The sequence below is a fragment of the Cardiobacteriaceae bacterium TAE3-ERU3 genome (assembly GCA_019218315.1).
Taxonomy (GTDB): domain Bacteria; phylum Pseudomonadota; class Gammaproteobacteria; order Cardiobacteriales; family Cardiobacteriaceae; genus JAHUUI01.
In genome coordinates, this window is record JAHUUI010000001.1 from 114,948 (window position 1) to 129,953 (window position 15,006).

Genomic DNA, 15,006 nt, shown 5'->3' on the forward strand with positions numbered 1-15,006 from the left:
TGGTGGCGGAGAGAGAGGGATTCGAACCCTCGATAGGGCTATAAACCCTATACTCCCTTAGCAGGGGAGCGCCTTCAGCCACTCGGCCATCTCTCCTCAAGAAGCTGCGCATAATACGCAATTCGGCATGCAAGGTAAAGTATTTTTCCAAAAAATACACTTACCCAATGATTTTACGGATTTTTTGGTCCCTCATCATTTCCTCCAACCAAACGCTGATAAATTTCCTCACGATGAACAGCAATATCATCCGGCGCCTGAATACCCAAGCGTACTTGATTGCCTTTGACTGCAAGAACAGTTACCTCAATATGATCGTCAATAATGATGGTTTCGCCCACTCTGCGGGTTAAAATCAACATTGTTACTCCATCTCTAAATAAGATTTTTTTTGCGCTGAGCTGATTAATTATACACATGTTTAAAATCATATCAGATCTTATTTTTGAAACTATTCCAATAGACAGTACAACAATTCATTTAGTGAAGGCATATCTATCAGGCTATACCCAAGCAGAATACAGACCAAAGAAAAATTGATAATTTCTATCTATATAAAAACTCAAGAAAATAACAAAAAATATCTACAATTACTCAGCGTAAAACAGACTAAAAGAATTCTTCATTACACTTAGGACACAGAATTTCAAAAAGACATTAAGTTTAGAATCGAGATTACGATTAATTTAATTAAATACTAGAATAAAATTTTAGTTAATAAAGGGGAATATTTACAATTCTATTTAAAAATCATCAGAGATATAAGTTATTGATAACAATAAAAACAACCAAACCAACCAAATTAAAGAATGGGGTTTTATGGCCACTCAATTGAGCGGCCATAAAATTACGAGCACTACTGCTTCATTTATAAGCACTTTCTTCCTCAGGCGCTTTATCCAGCTCGAACGCCGCATGCAGTGCACGCACTGCCAACTCCAGGTATTTCTCATCAATACCGACTGAAATTTTGATTTCAGAAGTTGTGATCATGCGGATGTTAACGCCTTCTTTAGCAAGCGTCTTGAACATAGTACTCGCGACAGCGCTGTGCGAGCGCATACCAACACCAACCACAGATACCTTAGCAATTTCTGAACCTTCAATTTTGACGCCGTCAATTTCTGAAAGATTTTGCTGTAAGACTTCAATGGTCGAATCGAATTCACTACGTGGAACCGTGAAAGTAAAGTCAGTCTTACCATTTTCACCGATGTTCTGAATAATCATGTCAACGTTGATATTAGCATCACCAACCGGACCAAGAATCTTATAGGCGACACCCGGCTCATCGGGCACATCAACGACGTTGATTTGTGCTTCATCACGACTAAATGCAATACCGCGTACAATTGCTGCTTCCACGGGGTTCTCCTCTTCCAAACTGATTAATGTACCTTCACCACCATCTTCAAATGAAGATAAAACACGCAGTGGGACTTGATATTTTCCGGCAAACTCTACTGAGCGGATTTGCAAAACCTTTGAGCCCAGGCTTGCCATTTCAAGCATTTCTTCAAACGTAATACGATCAAGTTTTCGAGCTTTAGGTTCAACGCGAGGGTCAGTGGTATACACGCCGTCAACATCGGTATAAATTTGGCATTCATCGGCTTTTAGCGCGGCCGCTAGTGCCACCGCTGTGGTATCTGAGCCACCACGGCCTAATGTCGTGATATTGCCATCAGGATCAACTCCCTGAAAACCCGCGACAACGACCACACGCCCAAGTGCCAAATCATTGCGTATTTTCTCATCATCGATACTGGTGATGCGTGCTTTGGTATAGGCACGATCAGTATGGATAGCCACTTGTCCGCCGGTGTATGACACAGCTGGATAACCACGCTTGTTCAATGCAATTGACAACAATGCAATCGATACCTGCTCGCCACTTGAAAGCAGCATATCCAGCTCACGTGGCGTTGGTCGTTTCGTAATCCCATGTGCCAAGCCAAGTAAGCGGTTGGTCTCACCGCTCATGGCAGACACTGCAACAACCACATCATGCCCTGCTTTGCGTGCCCTGATGACACGCTCGGCGACGTTTTCGATGCGCTCAATCGAACCCATCGAAGTACCGCCGTATTTATGTACGATTAGTGCCATTAAGTTCCTCTCTTGTTTATCGAGCCGGTAAAGTATCAGAGATGGCTGCCAATGCCTGTGGCAATCCATCAGGATTTTTACCACCAGCTTGAGCGAAGTCCGGACGACCGCCGCCCTTGCCGTCAATATGTGCTGCCAACGCTTTGATGATATTACCTGCATGCAGACCTTCTGCACTTTTAGCAACACTGACTACCAGACGAGCAGTGCCATCATCAGCACTACCAATAACGACCAGATCAAGCTTGTGCTTATCGCGCAGCTGGTCTGCACTGTCACGTAACGTAGCATTGTCGAGCCCATCACGCTGGACGGCAACAAACTTCCAGCCATTGACTTCCTGTACATCAATTTCAGCCGCACTACCGCCAGAAGCGAGTTGGCGCTTAAGCTGCTGCACTTCTTTTTCAAGATTTTTCACTTGCTGTTGCACCGCCTGAATACGCTCCGGCAAATGCTTGGCATCGGTACGTAGTGTCGCTGCAGCTTCACCGAGCAGCTGGTTATGGTTCTGCCAGTGCGTCAAGGCGGTCATACCTGCGACTGCTTCAACGCGACGCACGCCTGCCGATACCGAACTTTGACTGACAATTTTCACCAGACCAATGTCACCGGTACGCGGCACATGCGTGCCACCACACAATTCCACCGAGTAATCATTGCTGCCCATCGACACCACGCGCACGATGTCGCCGTATTTCTCGCCAAACAGCGCCATCGCGCCTTTTGCCTTGGCTTCGTCAATCGGCATTTCTTCGATGGTGACGGGATAATTGCCCAACACCTCTTCGTTGATATTTTGCTCAATTTTGAGCAATTCTTCGGGGCTGATGATTGCGTCGTGCGCAAAGTCAAAGCGGGTCACGCCCTCGTTCACCAGTGAGCCTTTTTGCTGTACATGATCGCCGAGTACATCACGCAATGCCTGATGCAAGAGGTGAGTTGCCGAGTGGTGACGCATAATGTCACGGCGGCGTAGCTCGTTGATTTCAGCGCTAACAGTATCGCCGACACTCAATTCACCGCGCACCATTTCACCAATATGCAACCATGTATCGCCCTGCTTCTGCGTATCACGCACAGCAAACTGTGCTAAACCAGCATTATTAAAGAAGCCGATGTCGCCGACCTGACCGCCGGACTCGGCGTAGAACGGGGTTTTATCCAGCACAATCACTGCTTCCGTACCGGATTCGACGCTATCCACTTCTTGTCCATCGACAAAAATATGCAGCACATTGGCATCGTCAACACGAGTTTCTGAATAACCGACAAAATTGGTTTTACTTTGTACAGAGAAGCTGTCACCTGCTTTGAATTTACCTGCAGCCTGTGCAGTTTCACGCTGCACTTTCATCGCCGCTTCGTAGCCATCCATGTCCAGCGTCAATTCGCGTTCGCGCGCAATGTCTGCTGTGAGGTCGACGGGGAAACCGTAAGTATCATAAAGTTTGAACACGGTTTCGCCGTCGATTTCCGTACCCTGCATCTCGGCAAGGGCTTTTTCGAGCATGCTCATGCCATCGTCAAGCGTCTTGGCAAAGCGCTCTTCTTCTTTGAGAATCGCTTGCTCAATACGTTTTTCTGCCTTGACGATTTCAGGATAGGCTTCACCCATTTCTGCAACCAATGGCGCAACCAGTTTGTAGAAAAACGGCTGACTTTGCCCTAGCTTGTGACCGTGGCGAATTGCACGACGCATGATGCGGCGCAGGACGTAATCGCGCCCTTCCTTGCCCGGCAATACGCCGTCAACCATCAGGAAAACGGTCGAACGAATGTGGTCAGCAATCACTTTCAGCGAGTTGTTTTGCAAATCCGTACAGCCAGTCGCTTCTGCAGCGGCCTTAATCAAGTTGACGAAAATATCAATCTCGTAGTTCGAGTGAACGTGCTGCAACACCGCCGCCATGCGCTCCAAGCCCATGCCGGTATCAATTGACGGCTTGGGCAACGGCTTCATGTTGCCGCTGGCGTCGCGCTCGAACTGCATGAAAACGAGGTTCCAGATTTCGATGTAACGGTCGCCGTCTTCTTCCGGCGAGCCGGGAGGGCCGCCCCAAATGTCTGCGCCGTGGTCGTAGAAAATTTCCGAACACGGACCACAAGGGCCGGTTTCGCCCATCGCCCAGAAGTTGTCCGATTCATAGCGCCCTTTGCCCGGCTTGTCGCCAATGCGTACGATGCGCTCGGCCGGTACGCCAATCTCGTTTAGCCAGATGTTGTAGGCTTCGTCGTCTTCTTCATACACCGTGACCCACAATTTTTCTTTCGGCAGGCCATACACACCGGTGACCAAGCCCCAGGCATAGCGGATGGCATCTTCTTTGAAGTAGTCACCAAAGCTGAAGTTGCCCATCATTTCAAAGAAGGTGTGATGACGCGCGGTGTAGCCGACGTTTTCCAAGTCGTTGTGCTTACCGCCGGCGCGCACGCAACGCTGTGCACTTACAGCGCGATTGTAGTCGCGCTTCTCGTGACCGGTGAAGATATCCTTAAATGGCACCATACCTGCATTAGTGAACAACAGGGTCGGGTCGTTACCCGGCACCAATGACGCAGAATGCACAGCGTGATGACCACGCTCAACAAAATAGTCAATAAAAGCTTGCCGAATCTCGGCGGTAGAAAACGGTTTAGTCATGATGATTCAACACTTCGTTAATTTGATCAAAAGAAAAACCACGACTCACAAGAAAACGCTGGCGCTTAGCCTGCTCCTTGCGGTCGTGGACGCTTTGTTCGGGGTATTTTTTGGCGTAAACCTCAGCAACGAGTGCGTAGAAATCGTGCTCTGCGAGGGCGGCGTCAATCAATTCGTTATTGATTTGCTGCTGACGTAAATACTGGCGAATCAGCAGCTCGCCTTTGCCGCGAGAAACAGCGCTACGCGTATAGGAATGTGCATAGCGCTCGTCACTTTGCCAACCTTTTTCGACAAACTCATCAAGCACCGCTGCCAACACTTCTGCATCAAAGACCTCGCCATATTTATGCAACAGTTCCTGATAGCCATGCTCGCGGCGCGCAAGGGCTGCGAGTAGTTTGTGTTCGACAGCGCTGCGTTGGTCGTCAGTCATCGCTATCCGCGTCTGCATCTAGTGCTGCAGGTTTTGGTAACTCGGTCGCCTGATCTGAGCCGATAAACTTCTCACGCAGCTGCGCCTCAATGTGACCGGCAATTTCAGGATGTTCATTGAGGAAAGCGCGTACTTTTTCTTTGCCTTGGCCAATTTTTTCGCCATTGTAGCTGTACCATGCGCCTGATTTATCAATCAATCCTGCGTCCACACCCAGCTGAATAATCTCACCACTGCGAGAAATACCCTGCCCGTAGAGAATTTCAAATTCTGCCTGCTTAAATGGTGGCGATACTTTATTTTTCACGACTTTAACGCGGGTCTGGTTACCCAGCACTTCATCGCCATCTTTAATTGAGCCAATACGGCGAATATCCATACGCACAGAGGCGTAGAATTTCAGTGCGTTACCCCCGGTAGTGGTTTCCGGCGAGCCAAACATCACGCCGATCTTCATACGAATTTGGTTGATGAAGATGACCAGTGTATTGGCTTTTTGAATATTGGCTGTGAGCTTGCGCAGTGCCTGACTCATCAAGCGTGCCTGCAAGCCCATGTGCGAATCGCCCATTTCACCTTCAATTTCCGCTTTTGGCGTCAAAGCCGCCACTGAGTCAATGACGATGACCGAAAATGCACCTGAACGAACCAGTGCATCGGTAATTTCGAGTGCTTGCTCACCAGTGTCTGGCTGAGTCACATAGAGATTTTCGGTATCAACACCGAGTTTCTTGGCATAAATCGGGTCAAGCGCATGTTCTGCGTCAATAAATGCTGCCGTACCGCCCTGCTTCTGTGCTTCGGCGATGACTTGCAGGGTCAGGGTCGTCTTACCCGATGACTCCGGCCCGTATATCTCAACAATTCGCCCCAGCGGTAAGCCGCCAATGCCAAGGGCAATATCGAGCCCCAAAGAACCGGTCGACACCGCAGGAATATTGGTCTGCGCAGGCTTATCGCCCAAGCGCATTACCGACCCTTTGCCGTACTGCTTATCGAGCTGTTTGAGTACCGCATCAAGGGCTTTTTTCTGGTCATCATTCATCTTGTTGCCTCCACATGTGGACGACGCGCCCACCATCGCAAATCAAACGTGCAATCATAGCACCATCAGCGTTATTTGTTCATATATTTACAATGACAATAACTCGATATTGCCTCCAGCCGCTGCAGTATTAATGGATATACTCTGCTCGAACATCAAATACGACAATGCATCGGGATTCATCTGGATATGCCCCACCTGATCAGCCATTATTGGTGAAGCGCTAAACACAGGCACAATAGCACCTTTACGCATCAGCCACCGATCACGAAGCGGCGCGCACCACTGCTCACTACCCGATAGCATCAATCCGCACAAAGCCGACTGTTCGACTAGCTGCTCACTATCATCAGCCGAGCAAAGCACCTCTTTAGGAACCCCAGCAGCAATCAGCCAGTCATACCACGCTTGTGGCAAACCAACCGCAAGTACAGCGTTACCAGTCAATAACGCAACGACGATTTGTAGTAATGCACGACTATCCGCATGCTCGTGCATCTGTAGAATCACACCACGCGCATAGCAGCGCCACTGATTTTGCTCACCCGTCACACCCGGCATATTGATCACTTCCTGGCATTTGACCGCGGCCTCCGCTATTGCCGTTAATGCCTCGCCAAACCAAGCAGGTACGTCCACCCCAAGGTGAGACAAACTATTGCGCAGTGATGCCGTAATCTGCACGGCTTGCTGTGGCGCGAGCTGAGCCCAAGCATGTTGCGCTTTAAGCATATCAGCCAAAGCTGAAGACCTCTCCACCATCACCGCATTGCCTGAAAAGTCATGATGCAACAAGTAACGGTCATTAACAGTAACAAAACGAGGCAAGTATTGTGGCCCACCGGCTTTAGGGCCTGTACCAGACAAGCCATGCCCACCAAATGGTTGTGAGCCAACAATCGCACCAATCTGGTTACGGTTGATATAGACATTGCCCACATGCAACTGCTCGATAAACCATTGCTGACGCGTTTCAATACGTGAGTGCAGACAACCAGTCAATCCATAGCCAAGCCCATTGATGGCACTGATCAACGCATCCAACTCATCAGCCTGAAAGCGCACCACATGCAGAATGGGGCCAAACTGTTCATCACTCAGCTCACTGACATCGCTAATCTCGAGAATCGTTGGCGCAACAAAAAAGCCCAAATACGATGGCATACCGCCTTCATGGCGCACCAAAACACGCTTACTGTGCCCGGCCACATAGGCTTCAAGCTTATCGTAAGCCGCCTGATCGATGACCGGCCCAATATCGACAGATAGCGCCACAGTATCCCCTACACTGCGTGTTTTTAGCGCACCTTTGATCATATCCAGCGTTTCATCGTAAATATCTTCCTGCAAGCACAGCACACGCAGCGCTGAGCAACGCTGACCTGCACTTTGAAACGCAGAAGTCATCACAGCATCCACCACTTGCTCGGGCAATGCGGTCGAATCAACAATCATCGCATTCTGACCACCAGTCTCGGCAATCAAGGTTCGTTCTTTACCATCTGAAAGCAGAGTAGCCTGAATTTTGGCGGCTGTAGCCGTCGAGCCGGTAAATGCAACTCCAGCTATCGCTGGGTTTTCTGTCAGCGCTGCGCCAACCTCCGCACCGCCAAGCACCAATTGCACCACATCACGCGGAATACCGACCTCATACATCAGCTTAACTGCAAAATGCGCAATTAGCGGTGTCTGCTGCGCTGGTTTAGCGACGACTGTATTACCGGTGACGATTGCGGCAGCAATCTGCCCGGTAAAGATAGCCAACGGAAAATTCCACGGACTGATGCACCCCCAAACGCCACGCGCCTGCTGCAACTGCTCTAGCTCATTATTTTCAGCCTGCACAGCGTAATAGCGACAAAAATCAACTGCTTCACGCACCTCTGCAACAGCATCTGACCATATTTTGCCCGCTTCAAAGACACACAAGCACAGCCAGTCATCCATATGCGCTTCATAAGCATCGGCCAGCTTGCGCAACAACGCGGCCCTTTCACGGACTGATATTACAGACCAGCCTGAAAAAGCCGCTTCAGCGTGCTTAATTGCTTGTTTTACCACAGCTTCATCAGCAGGAAACACACGACCAATCTGTCGCTTACGATCAGCTGGCGCAAACACTACGTGGCCCTGCGCATCTTCAGCACTGTAATCTTTTACCAGTGAAGTTGCCTGCCAATCTCCAGGGCCCTCTGCAAGCAAATCACGCACGCTTTCAACAACTGGAATATGGGTTAGATCCATGCCTTTGGCATTGCGACGCTGAGGGAAAATATCCGCTGGAAGCGGTATATTGGGGTTAGCCACTTCATCGCCACTACGCGCCGCGACGATTGCTACCGGATCAGCCAATAAATCATCAATACTGATATCTTCGTCGCCCAAATGATGAACAAATGACGAATTCGCACCATTTTCTAATAGACGCCGCACCAAATAGGAAAGTAAGTCTTTGTGCGTCCCAACCGGTGCATAAATCCGCGACGGTATTTTGCGCTGACCATGCTCGACAAATTGCGCATGTAGCACCTCACCCATTCCATGCAAACGCTGCATTTCAAAATCGACGTCAAGGCCATCCGCCATCGCCAAAATTGCCGCCACCGTGTGCGCGTTGTGGGTGGCAAACTGCGGATAAATTGCGTCTGGCGCAGCGAGCATCTTGCGCGCGCAGGCAAGGTATGACACATCGGTATTTTCTTTGCGCGTGAATACAGGGTAGTTTTCCAGCCCTTGCTCTTGATACCATTTGATCTCGCTATCCCAGTACGCGCCTTTCACCAGCCGCACCATAAAGCGGCGCTTGTAGCGTGTACCCAGCTCTATCAACCAATCAAGCAATGCAGGGCAACGCTTTTGATAAGCTTGCACCGCAAGCCCCAGCCCTTGCCAATCCTTGATGCTATCGGCTTTACACAACGCTTCAATAACATCCATCGACAGCTCTAGTCGCCACGCTTCCTCTGCATCGATGGTCAAGCCAATGCGGTATTTTTTTGCTTTTTCACACAACACCAACATGCGCTCAGTAAGCTTTTTGACGCATGCTTCACGCTTGCCAACTTCATAACGTGGATAAATGGCCGACAGCTTGACCGACAGACCTGAATTTTCAATAGGACCACCATTGTGCTGCGCGAGCCCAATCGCCTCTAGCGCATCTACGTAGGATTGAAAATAACGCTCAGCATCGCGCTCAGTACGCGCCCCTTCACCAAGCATATCAAATGAATAACGGTAACCCTTTTCCTCTTGCTTCTCGCCACGCTTCATAGCGGACTCAATATCTTCACCGAGGATAAATTGCTGCCCCATAATTTTCACGCCATGGGTAACGGCTTTACGGATCAAGGGCTCGCTCATATTGCGCAGCATGCTTTCCAGCTTCTCTCCAAGGCGCTCTTCGTCCTTACGCCCCATCCGCATAACTTTGCCGGTAAACAACATGCCCCAAGTCGCGGCATTGACCCAAAATGAGTCACTTTGACCAAGATGCGATTTCCAGCGTGCACGGCCAAACTTGTCATAGATCAGCGCATCAAGCGTCTCAGCATCTGGTACGCGCATCAATGCCTCGGCAAGGCACATCAGGGCAATACCTTCTTCACTCGACAGCGAATACTCCTGCAAAAATGCATCGAGCAAACCCACGCCGTCCCCAGAACGAATGGCTTCAATCAGATGGCGGCCGGTCACATCAACTTTTGCCAGCTCTCCGGCTTGCCATTGAGCCATCGTCAACAAGCGCTCTACGGCTTGCGCTTCATCGGCCAAATACCATGCCCGTAATGCCTGACGTTCGATCATGCTTACCTCCTGAAAACCAGCTGGTTAATTGTAATTACAATTTCTATTTCACGCTCAAAGCTAATCTGACTCCACACAACCTAAATCAGAAAACGAATAGAGTAAATACCTTATAAAGGATTACATAGCGTTTTGATTTGTGCTTATGGACTGACAAGAAGCAATCCCTATTTCCATGTTCTGCTTTGTGGTCTCGTTGTGTTTTTCACTAACGCAACCGTCGTGCCGCTCGTTTATCGAGTTTGTAAGTAAGTGCCATCTCAAGACACGTCCTGATTTCATCGACTGGCAGCGGTTCATCGACGTTGAGAACAATAGCTCTGTTTTTCGAATAATTGAGTTCCGGTAGCCATTCACGGAATGTTTCAATCAGGGTTGTTTGACAGTGAAAGTAAATAGCAACCTCATTGTCTGTATGCCTGTCTATACGCACGGTGGTGCCAGAGCCGCTGACCTCTGTCAGAAAACTCGGTTGTGACCACTTAAGTGTTTCAGTCAGAGGACCAATCTCTTCACATTCATTCGCAACTTGATAAACAAGCTCTCTAATTTCCAATAATCGGGCACGAATTTTATCTGGATATGCTTCAATCACGCTCAAAACATCCGCACTTCCAGATTCCATATTTGCCATCCAAATTTATTAAACTTTTAGTTGCTACAAAAATAACGCCATCATATAGCACCAGCAATATTTTTTGTCATAGTGCCAATAAAGATAACCCTGTACAGCACAGCATTTGAATATGACAAAAAATATTGCTGAGACTGTAATAGCGAACCTGCAAGTGTTCTCTGCCACCACCTGACCAGCCAACTATCCTCGCCAACGCAACAAATAACGCTCCAGCAAACCAATCAGCCACGCCATCGTCACGCCGAGCAATGATAGTAACGCAACACCCGCCAGCAATTGATCTGTGCGGAATAATGCACCGGCAGTCAAAATATACGTACCAATTCCCTTTTGGGCACCTATCATTTCCGCCGCGACCAACAAAATGATCGCAATTGAAATGGAAATACGAAAGCCGGACAGAATCCCCGGCAATGCGCCCGGCAGAATGACCTTGCGCACTAAAGCACCACCGCGCACACCAAACGACTGCGCCATGCGGATCAATTGGCGATCCACGCCATCGACTGCGCTATAAGTTGCAATCACGGTCGGAAAGAATGCACCAAAGGCAATCGTCGCTACTTTCGAGCTTTCGCCAATCCCAAACCAAATGATAAACAGCGGTAACAGTGCAATTTTAGGCACGGGGAACAGCGCGGAAACTACCGGTAATAGCCCGGCACGCGCCAAGCTGAAAAGGCCAATAATCATCCCAAATGCAATACCTACCGCACTGCCCAGCGACCATCCAATCGCAAGGCGCTGCAAACTTGCGCCCATGTGGCGCCACAAATCACCACTACGCCAAAGATCTTGCAAGGCGGTGAAGATTTCAGCCGGGGACGGCAATACCAAAGGATTTATCCAACCAAGGCGAGACAAGCCTTCCCATAAGGCAATCAAAACCACGAATACCAATGGTGCAATCCACTTCGGCATTTTGCGCTGGAGCGGCTTGGCTCGAAGGGATACCGGCTGCATATCCGGAGTAATAGGAATGCGCTGATTGACGCTTTGTACAATACCAATCTGATCAACGGAATGCTGGCTCATTCGGTACTCCATGCTGCTTCACGTGCTTCATCGTACATCATCTGCCAGAGCGACTCCTCTATCGCACGCAGCTCAGGATCGTCACCCAAGCGCTCATCGAGTGGGTGCTCAATAGTGACGACTTGCCGAATCCGCCCCGGACAACGCGACATCACAATCACTTTATGCCCCAAGCGAACCGCCTCATGTAAATTATGCGTCACGTAACAAGCAGAAAATGGCTGCTCACACCACAGACGGACAAAATCTTCCAGCAATAGTGCTTTGGTTTGACTATCGAGCGCTGACAGTGGCTCATCCATAAGCAAGATTGCCGGAGACACTGCCAATGCACGGGCAATAGCCACACGCTGCTTCATACCACCGGAAAGCTGTCGGGGCCATGTGTGGCAAAAATTCGCCATGGCAGTGCGTGCCAAAACGTCGTCAATACGTGCCTGTTTTTCTGCACGATCAAGCTGATGGCCTTCCAAAGCCAAGGCAATGTTACCCGCCACATCACGCCACGGCAGCAACGCAAAATCCTGAAAGACGTAAGTCAACGGATTTAGGCAGCCAGCTGGCGGCTGACCACGACTGTACACACCACCATGATCTGGAGCTTCAAGTCCACCAAGCATACGCAGCAAGGTGGACTTACCACACCCCGATGGACCAATCAGGCAAACAATTTCACCTTCACCGATGGTAAACGAGACGTCCTCAAGAACAACTCGACCACCGTAGTAATGTGAAATGCCGTCAGCAATCAGTTCCACAGCAAGTTATTCAACGATGAGTGTGTTGGCATCCAAATTCTCTGGCACTAAGCCTTCCGCTTTGAACCAATCAATTTGGCGCACGACGTCTTCTCTTGACAGCGCTGCATCAGGCGCAATACGCATTGCCCCAGCTGCAATCGCTTTACGCGCATCTTCTGCACTGCGCTCAGTGTAAACGTACTGATGAATAATATCTGTAACCACCTGTTTTTCGGCATCATCGGTACTGCCATCAACCAATGCCGCATTGTAATCGGCTGCGCCACGAGCAAAGGCTTTTTTGAATGCGGCGACCTGCTCAGGATGCTGCTCAACATTCTCTTTAGACGTGAATAACACCGTGACTTGGTAGTCAGGCAGATAATCAGCCACCTTGCCAATTTCAACCGCAGCACCTTTTTTGACCAAACCATCGGCAATATTTGGCACAATCGACCAAGCATCTACTTGCCCACTTTGCAGCGCCGCAATAATTGCCGGCACACCATTCATCGGTACCATTTGCAAGGCATCGTCACCAAGCCCTTCTTTAGCTGCAATCTGCTTACCCATATAGTCAAAAGAAGAACCGGCATTGGTCACCGCAAAGCGCTTACCTTCAAGCTGATCAGGGCTAATCAGGCCAGTATCATAAGCCTGCTTCGAAGCAAGAATTTTCTGCCCTTCGACGCCCGGCTCCTCGCGCAAAGCGCCTCCAATAATACGTACTGCATCACCACGTGCCGCAAGGTTAAGCAAGCCACCCGTAATGGCGGTCACGCCGTAATCAATATCGCCGGAAGCAATCGCAACCGCCATTGGCTGCGCCGCCTGAAAGCGAATCAGCTCAGGATTCAATCCTTCTTCGGCGAAATAGCCGCGTTCTTTGGCAATCATGCTTGGTGCGTGCGACGTAAAAGCGATATAGCCAATCTTGATGTCTTGATCAGCCAGCGCTAGAGAACAACCAAACAAAGCCCCAACAGCGAGAAATAATTTATTCATCAAGCAACCTCTTACTTACCAATACGAGTGAATGTTGTGTGTAAAAAAGTCGGGACTTGCAATGCAATCGCATTCAGCCCAGCCAAACCGGTCAACTTGTTTACGCCTTGATCAACGCCAAATAGCGTCAGATCAAGAATAATTGGCTTAAGGCTGGTCACACTGAGTTGGTTATTAGCCTGACGCACAACCAACAAATCCGCCGTCACATCCACTTCCTGCCCCCCAAAAGTCAGGTGCAATGGCTGTTGCAAAACCAAGCTTTGCCCAACCTCAAGCTTATCTATATCTGAAAGATCAACTTTACCGCTGATCAACAGCTCTAAATGTTTTGCTGAGGCAAAAACGTGATCCTTTAAACGCTGGTCACGGATCTCGATCCCACTATTAACTGAGCCGAGATCTATAACCGCATCGAGTTTGCCATCAAAGTTTAGCGTCGCGCTCGCAGTATCGAACGTGTTTAACTCCGTTACAGTAGCATTCGTCGCTGTGACTTTGGTCGTCAAAAATGAAACATCAACCTCATCTGCCTGCCACTGCTCCGCAAAGACAGCCGTAGAAAGCCCCAAAGCCAATGCGCCAATTCCTAATCCCTTAAACATATTCCATATCCCCTCTTTCTATAATTTTCTAAGGCAAAAATGCCATCACCAAACCAAGCAATACGGCCGCTCCGACCCAATTATTATGTATAAATGCTTGAAAGCACAAATCTCGATCCAAACCACGCGTACACCACAGCTCATAAGCAAGCAACGCTGCCGCAGAAGCAACCCCCAAATAATACCAACCATTCAATCCTGCCAGTAGGCCGCAAATAACCAAGCACAGCAACATAATACCGGCCATCGTTGCAATAAATGGCAACTCACGACCCTGAGCAAAAATCGCCGCGGACTTTAGCCCCAGTGGAATATCGTCATCACGATCAACCAAAGCGTAGTAAGTATCGTAAACCAAGGCCCAAAATACGCTGGCAAGGAATAAAAAGAATGCTGCCCATGTCACATACCCTAAAATCGCTGTGTGAGCAATCAAAATCGAGCTGGCAAATGCAATGCCAAGCATTGCTTGCGGGGTCGGCAAAAAGCGTTTACAGAAAGGGTAGACAATAGCTGCAGCAGCGCAAAAAATTGATAAAACCACGCTTTGCCAGTTGAGCAGTAACACCAAGCAAAAGCTGAATATCAACAGAATAACACCCAACACCAAAGCCTCATTTACCCCAACTTCCCCACGTGCAAGCGGGCGGTGCTTCGTACGCTCAACACTACCGTCAAAATTTCGGTCAGCCAAATCATTAAATACGCATCCTGCCGAACGCATCGACCACGTACCCAACAAAATAATGAAAACAATTCGCGCTGGAGGCTCTCCATTTCCAGCCAAACACAAGCCCCATAAGCTACTCCACGCAAGCAAGAGTGTACCGACAGGTCTTTCAAGGCGCATCAAGCGGGCATAAGCGTGAAGTTTGGCTAACATGATTCTAGTGGTATTTACAAAAACGATTGACTAGAATAAACGCAACTTCACACTATTTAA

The 15,006-nt window shown here is 49.0% G+C and carries 12 protein-coding genes and 1 tRNA gene; all 13 read right to left on the reverse strand.

Features of this window, described 5'->3' with window-relative positions:
• Nucleotides 1-3: 3 nt before the first annotated feature.
• Nucleotides 4-96: transfer RNA gene (locus tag KRX19_00455), tRNA-Ser, on the reverse strand.
• Nucleotides 97-173: 77 nt separating this feature from the next.
• Complete coding sequence (gene csrA, locus KRX19_00460; GenBank protein ID MBV7433488.1) at nucleotides 174-362, reverse strand: carbon storage regulator CsrA; 189 nt, start codon at nucleotides 360-362, stop codon at nucleotides 174-176.
• Nucleotides 363-864: 502 nt separating this feature from the next.
• Nucleotides 865-2,109, reverse strand: coding sequence for an aspartate kinase (locus KRX19_00465; protein ID MBV7433489.1), 1,245 nt, complete (start codon nucleotides 2,107-2,109; stop codon nucleotides 865-867).
• A 16-nt stretch (nucleotides 2,110-2,125) separates the two neighbouring features.
• Nucleotides 2,126-4,753 carry an alanine--tRNA ligase gene (alaS, locus tag KRX19_00470; protein MBV7433490.1) on the reverse strand — a complete coding sequence of 876 codons (2,628 nt, stop codon included), beginning with the start codon at nucleotides 4,751-4,753 and terminating at the stop codon, nucleotides 2,126-2,128.
• Nucleotides 4,746-5,189 (reverse strand): recombination regulator RecX, encoded by a 444-nt coding sequence (locus KRX19_00475; protein MBV7433491.1) that lies wholly within the window; start codon nucleotides 5,187-5,189, stop codon nucleotides 4,746-4,748. Before KRX19_00475 ends, alaS begins: the two co-directional genes overlap by 8 nt.
• Nucleotides 5,182-6,234 carry a recombinase RecA gene (gene recA, locus KRX19_00480; protein MBV7433492.1) on the reverse strand — a complete coding sequence of 351 codons (1,053 nt, stop codon included), beginning with the start codon at nucleotides 6,232-6,234 and terminating at the stop codon, nucleotides 5,182-5,184. The genes KRX19_00475 and recA overlap by 8 nt, the downstream gene beginning before the upstream one ends.
• Before the next feature lie 87 nt (nucleotides 6,235-6,321).
• On the reverse strand, nucleotides 6,322-10,041 hold the full coding sequence (gene putA, locus KRX19_00485; protein MBV7433493.1) for a bifunctional proline dehydrogenase/L-glutamate gamma-semialdehyde dehydrogenase PutA: 3,720 nt from the start codon (nucleotides 10,039-10,041) through the stop codon (nucleotides 6,322-6,324).
• 208 nt (nucleotides 10,042-10,249) lie between these two features.
• The gene (locus KRX19_00490; protein ID MBV7433494.1) at nucleotides 10,250-10,666 is read right to left on the reverse strand and encodes a DUF1801 domain-containing protein; all 417 of its coding nucleotides are present in this window, start codon (nucleotides 10,664-10,666) and stop codon (nucleotides 10,250-10,252) included.
• 192 nt (nucleotides 10,667-10,858) lie between these two features.
• The gene (locus KRX19_00495; GenBank protein ID MBV7433495.1) at nucleotides 10,859-11,641 is read right to left on the reverse strand and encodes an ABC transporter permease; all 783 of its coding nucleotides are present in this window, start codon (nucleotides 11,639-11,641) and stop codon (nucleotides 10,859-10,861) included.
• Between the two features lie 68 nt (nucleotides 11,642-11,709).
• Complete coding sequence (locus tag KRX19_00500; protein ID MBV7433496.1) at nucleotides 11,710-12,471, reverse strand: ABC transporter ATP-binding protein; 762 nt, start codon at nucleotides 12,469-12,471, stop codon at nucleotides 11,710-11,712.
• 6 nt (nucleotides 12,472-12,477) lie between these two features.
• Nucleotides 12,478-13,458 carry an ABC transporter substrate-binding protein gene (locus tag KRX19_00505; GenBank protein ID MBV7433497.1) on the reverse strand — a complete coding sequence of 327 codons (981 nt, stop codon included), beginning with the start codon at nucleotides 13,456-13,458 and terminating at the stop codon, nucleotides 12,478-12,480.
• A gap of 11 nt (nucleotides 13,459-13,469) precedes the next feature.
• Nucleotides 13,470-14,063 carry a YceI family protein gene (locus tag KRX19_00510; GenBank protein ID MBV7433498.1) on the reverse strand — a complete coding sequence of 198 codons (594 nt, stop codon included), beginning with the start codon at nucleotides 14,061-14,063 and terminating at the stop codon, nucleotides 13,470-13,472.
• Nucleotides 14,064-14,091: 28 nt separating this feature from the next.
• A complete protein-coding gene (gene ubiA / locus KRX19_00515) occupies nucleotides 14,092-14,946 on the reverse strand; it encodes a 4-hydroxybenzoate octaprenyltransferase (protein ID MBV7433499.1) in 855 nt (284 codons plus the stop codon).
• Nucleotides 14,947-15,006 lie beyond the last annotated feature (60 nt).

What these genes read in the sequence shown, in the direction of transcription:
- csrA (MBV7433488.1), bottom strand. Translation starts at nt 362, where the DNA reads ATGTTGATTTTAACCCGCAGAGTGGGCGAAACCATCATTATTGACGAT.
- KRX19_00465 (MBV7433489.1), bottom strand. Translation starts at nt 2,109, where the DNA reads ATGGCACTAATCGTACATAAATACGGCGGTACTTCGATGGGTTCGATT.
- alaS (MBV7433490.1), bottom strand. Translation starts at nt 4,753, where the DNA reads ATGACTAAACCGTTTTCTACCGCCGAGATTCGGCAAGCTTTTATTGAC.
- KRX19_00475 (MBV7433491.1), bottom strand. Translation starts at nt 5,189, where the DNA reads ATGACTGACGACCAACGCAGCGCTGTCGAACACAAACTACTCGCAGCC.
- recA (MBV7433492.1), bottom strand. Translation starts at nt 6,234, where the DNA reads ATGAATGATGACCAGAAAAAAGCCCTTGATGCGGTACTCAAACAGCTC.
- putA (MBV7433493.1), bottom strand. Translation starts at nt 10,041, where the DNA reads ATGATCGAACGTCAGGCATTACGGGCATGGTATTTGGCCGATGAAGCG.
- KRX19_00490 (MBV7433494.1), bottom strand. Translation starts at nt 10,666, where the DNA reads ATGGAATCTGGAAGTGCGGATGTTTTGAGCGTGATTGAAGCATATCCA.
- KRX19_00495 (MBV7433495.1), bottom strand. Translation starts at nt 11,641, where the DNA reads ATGCAGCCGGTATCCCTTCGAGCCAAGCCGCTCCAGCGCAAAATGCCG.
- KRX19_00505 (MBV7433497.1), bottom strand. Translation starts at nt 13,458, where the DNA reads ATGAATAAATTATTTCTCGCTGTTGGGGCTTTGTTTGGTTGTTCTCTA.
- KRX19_00510 (MBV7433498.1), bottom strand. Translation starts at nt 14,063, where the DNA reads ATGTTTAAGGGATTAGGAATTGGCGCATTGGCTTTGGGGCTTTCTACG.
- ubiA (MBV7433499.1), bottom strand. Translation starts at nt 14,946, where the DNA reads ATGTTAGCCAAACTTCACGCTTATGCCCGCTTGATGCGCCTTGAAAGA.